The 5494-nt window shown below is 49.7% G+C and carries 4 protein-coding genes and 1 pseudogene; 3 read left to right on the top strand and 2 right to left on the bottom strand.

All coding sequences use genetic code 11. From position 1 onward, the window contains the following. Positions 1 to 244: pseudogene (locus Q0231_RS01630) on the top strand (hypothetical protein); the annotation flags it as partial. Between the two features lie 2 nt (positions 245 to 246). Further along, positions 247 to 1518 (top strand): TRAP transporter large permease, encoded by a 1272-nt coding sequence (locus Q0231_RS01635; RefSeq protein ID WP_299344182.1) that lies wholly within the window; start codon positions 247 to 249, stop codon positions 1516 to 1518. 78 nt (positions 1519 to 1596) lie between these two features. On the opposite strand, the gene cysN is transcribed toward Q0231_RS01635, so the two are convergent. Together cysN and cysD are read right to left on the bottom strand one after the other, a co-directional pair. Further along, positions 1597 to 3513, bottom strand: a complete 1917-nt coding sequence (gene cysN, locus Q0231_RS01640) for a sulfate adenylyltransferase subunit CysN (RefSeq protein ID WP_299344185.1) — start codon at positions 3511 to 3513, stop codon at positions 1597 to 1599. Position 3514: 1 nt separating this feature from the next. Further along, the gene (gene cysD / locus Q0231_RS01645) at positions 3515 to 4429 is read right to left on the bottom strand and encodes a sulfate adenylyltransferase subunit CysD (protein ID WP_299344188.1); all 915 of its coding nucleotides are present in this window, start codon (positions 4427 to 4429) and stop codon (positions 3515 to 3517) included. 425 nt (positions 4430 to 4854) lie between these two features. Here cysD and Q0231_RS01650 point away from each other — a divergent pair. After that, the coding region (locus Q0231_RS01650; RefSeq protein ID WP_299344191.1) for a pyridoxal-phosphate dependent enzyme at positions 4855 to 5494 on the top strand (640 nt) is incomplete at its 3' end.

A 5494-nucleotide genomic window follows, 5' to 3' on the forward strand; every position in this document is an offset into this window, starting at 1 on the left:
AATATTTTCAATATCGGTCGTTGTGTTCTTCGGGTTGATCGCTGCCAAATATGGCTTTGATATTTGGCTTAAATCAACACAGTCGGGCCACACCACGGACTCTTACTTAGCAGTGCCCAAAGTTTTCGTAGATAGCTCTATTTGGGTTGGATTTGGCTTGCTTTCATTGCAGGGCCTATCGGAAATCATCAAGGTTTTGCGCGACCCCAATCTCATCAAAAATGCCACATTAGGACAACACTGATTATGGAAGTCATTCTTATCCTTTTCAGCCTGATTGGGCTTTTGTTGCTCAGGGTGCCGGTTGCCTTTGCCATGGGTGCTCTGGGTGTGGTTTTGCTTTGGCTCAAGGGCTTTCCGCTCATCGCAGTGCCGCAGCGATTATTCGGATCGATGGACAGTTTTGAGTTGTTGGCTGTGCCGCTGTTCTTACTCATGTCCAATGTACTGCTAAAGGGTGGCGTGGGGCGCGATCTTTTTGCCAGCGTTCAGGCTTGGGTTGGACACCTGCCAGGCGGGCTTGGCGTTGCAACAACAATGAGCTGCACACTCTTTTCTGCAATCTCTGGTTCATCCGTTGCGACAGCGGCCACGATTGGCACTGTTGCCATCCCCGAAATGGATAAACGCGGTTATGACCGCCCATTCACCCTTGGCCAGCTGGCCGCCGGCGGTACATTGGGCATTCTTATTCCACCTTCAATCCCACTCATTTTGTACGGCGTCGTCACCGAGTCCTCAATTCCAACTCTGTTCCTTGCAGGCGTTGGGCCGGGCCTGTTTTTGGCAACTTTGTTTATCATCTATGCGGTCATCTACAATCGAAAGAGCAATGCTCAAATGCTCCAACGGTACAGCTGGGGAGAACGGTTCCGGGCAACGCTTTATGCATTACCAACCGTTGTATTGGCGATTGCCATAATCGGTTCAATTTACGCAGGAATCGCGACACCATCTGAAAGCGCGGGCGTTGGTTTCGTGCTGGCAATTGTCATGACCTTTGCTATGGGGCGCATGAACTGGGAGAAGTTCTCTGCCGCTGTTCATGATGCGATGCGCACAACTTCAATGATTTTCATCATCGTGGCCGGCGCAAAGGTATTCTCCTATGCCATCACGCTCTATCTCATACCACAGACCATCAGCGGCTTCTTAACGAGCAATATTTCCAGCCCAACCCTATTTATCCTTGCCGTTGGACTTGTATTGTTGATCGTCGGCTTCTTCTTGGAAGCATTATCGATGCTGCTGATCATGGTACCAGTACTATATCCAGCTTTGCAGGCAATGGGCATCGACCCCATTTGGTTCGGCATTTTCTTTGTTGTGCTTATCGAGACTGCACTAATTACCCCGCCCGTGGGATTGAACTTGTTCGTTATTCAAGCGGTGGGAAAAGCGCGCCTTGAGGACGTGGTGAAAGGCGCAATGCCGTTTGCACTGATCATGTTGTCGACCGCCATTTTGCTGTGGTTTTGGAAAGACTTAGCGTTGTTCATCCCCTACAAGCTCCTGTAATTTGAGCGTCAAAACAAAAAAGGCGGCCCAGGGGCCGCCCAAAGTTGTTTGTGCAGTGACTAATCAGAGGAAATAAAATTAGAGCGCACGATATTGATGGCCCTCAAACATGAGGTCATACAATTCATTGGCCAAATCTGCCGGATCGCGGTCCGACGTGTTTAGCGTAATGTCTGGATTTTCTGGCACTTCGAACGGCGAATCTATGCCGGTGAAGTTTTTGATTTCACCTTTTTTCGCCCGAGCATAAAGCCCTTTGGGGTCACGTTCTGCGCAAACTTCAATTGGTGTGTTCACATAGGCTTCGATGAATTCAATATCACCTGCCACTTCACGTGCCAATTTGCGCTCGTTTTTGAACGGCGATATGAAGGACACCAGAACGATCAGCCCAGCATCGGCCATTAGTTTGGCAACTTCGGCGATGCGGCGAATGTTTTCGACCCGATCTTCATCGGTGAAACCCAAATCTTTGTTCAGCCCGTGGCGTACATTGTCTCCATCAAGAATGTAAGTGTGCTTGCCTTCAGCGGCGATGCGTTTTTCCAAGAGGTTCGCAACCGTTGATTTGCCAGAACCAGACAGACCTGTAAACCAGACAATTTTTGGTGTTTGCCCCTTCATTTCTGAACGGGTTTTGCGGTTCACGTCAAAATCTTGGTAGGTCAAGTTTTGAGCGCGGCGCAGGCCAAATTCCACGGTGCCTGCCGCCAAGGTCGCGTTGGACAAGCGGTCAATCAGAATAAAGCCACCAGTTGTGCCATTTTCAGCATAAGGATCAAACGCGATCGGTTTGTCTGTTGCGATGGTCACGGTGCCAACTTCGTTGAGGTCAAGGCACTTTATTGCACTTTGCTCCAGGCTGTTGACGTTGGTCTTATACTTGATGTTGGTGATGGTGGCGGGCACCAATTGGGTGCCAACCTTAATCAGGTAAGAACGACCAGACATGGCCCGCTCTTCATTCATCCAGACCAGTTTGGCTTGGAGTTGATTGGAATATTCAGGCACTGCGCCGGGGGTAGATAAAACATCGCCACGCGAGATATCAATTTCGCGATCCAAAACAAGCGTTACCGCCTGACCGGCAATCGCCTCGTCCAAATCGCCATCCATCGTGACGATGCGTTCAACTTTTGCGGGTTTGCGCGAAGCAGCCACCAGCACTTCGTCACCCGGCTTAACAGATCCACCAGCAACGGTTCCTGAGAAGCCACGGAAATCCAGGCTTGCGCGGTTTACCCATTGAACGGGGAAACGGAAGGGTTTTTCCGTCTTGTCTTCGGTCACGTCGATTTCTTCGAGATATGGCACAAGTTGCGGGCCTCGATACCAATCCATCTCTTTACTTTTGTTGACGATATTGTCGCCACGCAGCGCTGAGATCGGGATAGTCACTAAGGATTTGAACCCCAATTGACCCGCGAACTCGCGATACTCCGCCTCGATTTTATCGAACACGTCCTTATCGTAACCAACGAGATCGATTTTGTTGACCACGGCCACAACATGCTTCACGCCGATCAGTGAAAGGATAAAACTGTGGCGACGAGTTTGAGTCAGCAAGCCTTTGCGTGCATCGATCAAGACAATCGCCACATCTGCATTTGATGCACCTGTAGCCATGTTGCGCGTGTACTGCTCGTGACCTGGTGTATCGGCCACAATAAACTTGCGTTTGTTGGTGGTGAAAAACCGGTAAGCCACATCAATGGTGATGCCCTGCTCGCGCTCAGCCGTTAGACCATCCACCAAAAGCGAAAAGTCGATACCTTCATCACCCGTGGTGCGGTTGTGGCTTTCCTTTTGCAAGGCCGCGAGCTGATCGTCCAAGATCAACTGGCTATCGTACAGCAAACGTCCAATCAGGGTTGATTTGCCGTCATCAACAGACCCACAAGTGAGAAAGCGCAACAGGCTTTTGTTGGTTTGTTGGCCAAGCCAACTATCAACGTCCAAAGCATTGTTTTTCTGGATATTTTCTTGAATAGACATATTAAAAATATCCTTCTTGTTTCTTCTTCTCCATCGAACCCGCCTGATCGCTATCGATCAAGCGACCTTCACGCTCTGAGGTGGTGGAGGCATTCATTTCCATGATAATTTCGGGCAAAGTTGCTGCGTCTGATTTGATGGCGCCAGTTAACGGGTAACAACCAAGCGTGCGGAACCGCACCATTTCATCGCGTGGCACCTCGCCGTCGTTCAGTGGCAAACGATCATCGTCGACCATGATCAATGTGCCAGAACGCTCAACTACCGGGCGCTTTTTCGCCAAGTAGAGCGGCGGAATTTCAATGCCTTCAGAATAGATGTAGGTCCAAATGTCGAGTTCAGTCCAGTTGGACAATGGGAACACACGCATGCTTTCGCCCGGTGCCAAACGGGTATTGAACACCCGCCAGAGTTCTGGGCGTTGATTCTTTGGGTCCCACGCGTGCTGCGCGTTGCGATGCGAAAAGATACGCTCTTTTGCGCGAGACTTTTCTTCGTCCCGTCGGGCACCGCCAATTGCTGCATCATATTGCCCAGCGTTCAGCGCTTGGCGCAACGCAACTGTTTTCATGATGTCTGTATATCGCGAAGAACCATGATCGAATGGGTTGATGTTTTCCGCTTTACCTTCTTGGTTGGTGTGCACCAACAGATCAAATCCATGCTCATCTGCCATGCGGTCACGGAAGTTGATCATTTCCTTAAATTTCCACGTTGTGTCCACATGCAAAAGCGGAAATGGAATTTTTGAAGGAAAGAAAGCTTTGCGCGCCAAATGCAGCAAAACGCTTGAATCTTTACCAATCGAATACATCATCACCGGACGTTCGAATGATGAAGCAACTTCGCGAAAGATCTCTATGCTCTCAGCTTCGAGTGCTTGAAGGTGGGAAATTGATTTTTGTGTGGCCGACATGATGGCTCCAAAACGGGCAAAACGAGTTGCCCCTAAAATAGGCTGAGGGGTCGCGCAAAACAATCATACAAATCAGTGCGTTAGGCCATAAAGAACGTAGTTTTTGCCATTGGCACAATCCGCGCACGACCTGCCATGCTTGAGCAAAGTTTAGGGAAACGTGATTGTTTGTTTTGCCAATTTGGGGGCAAAGTTTTTCAAAAGGCAGCGAACGCCAAGACCAAATGCGCGGGCACATGCGGGGCAATCATGGGCATGTCACCCCAAGAACATGAGAATTTAATTCGCCATTATTTTGCAGACGCTAGATCGGTTTGCCAAGTTTTCCAATTAATGGGAAAAGCCTTTGTTTTTCACCAATTTGTGCCTTGAGAAACCGCGTTTTGAGACCTAATGTCTAGCCAACATCAAAAGGAATGACTCGTATGACCCAGCACAGAAGCGTTTTAGACGCAATTGGCAACACTCCGCTTATCCGGCTCAATGCAGTATCTGAGGCGACAGGATGTGAGATTTGGGGCAAGGCTGAGTTTTTGAATCCGGGACAATCGGTGAAAGACCGCGCAGCGCTTTACATAATCCGCGATGCGGAAAAGCGCGGACTTTTGCGCCCAGGCGCCACCATTGTTGAGGGCACAGCAGGAAACACAGGCATCGGCTTGTCCATGGTCGCCAATGCCCTTGGCTATAAGTCAGTGATCGTTATTCCAGACACCCAAAGCAAAGAGAAAAAAGACAGCATCCGCCTAGCTGGCGCGACATTGATCGAAGTGCCGGCAAAGCCATACAAAAACCCAAACAACTATGTGAAGCTGTCTGGCCGTTTGGCTGAGAAGCTGAACAACGAATTGCCAGAGGGTGCCATTTGGGCCCAACAATTTGACAATGTGGCAAATCGCCAAGCGCATATTGAAACAACAGGGCCCGAGATTTTTGCGCAAACAGATGGCAAAGTTGATGGGTTCATTTGTGCGGTTGGATCTGGCGGCACATTGGCGGGCATTTCTGCCACTCAGCTCGGCTCATACGCCATCAAAGGTGCACTCGAAAAAAGCGGCGTGAGCG

The sequence above is a fragment of the uncultured Maritalea sp. genome, assembly GCF_937139385.1.
Classification (GTDB): Bacteria; Pseudomonadota; Alphaproteobacteria; order Rhizobiales; family Devosiaceae; genus Maritalea; species Maritalea porphyrae_A.

Excerpts from the sequence above, each read along its gene's own strand:
- Q0231_RS01635 (WP_299344182.1), top strand. The coding sequence starts at position 247 with ATGGAAGTCATTCTTATCCTTTTCAGCCTGATTGGGCTTTTGTTGCTC.
- cysN (WP_299344185.1), bottom strand. The coding sequence starts at position 3,513 with ATGTCTATTCAAGAAAATATCCAGAAAAACAATGCTTTGGACGTTGAT.
- cysD (WP_299344188.1), bottom strand. The coding sequence starts at position 4,429 with ATGTCGGCCACACAAAAATCAATTTCCCACCTTCAAGCACTCGAAGCT.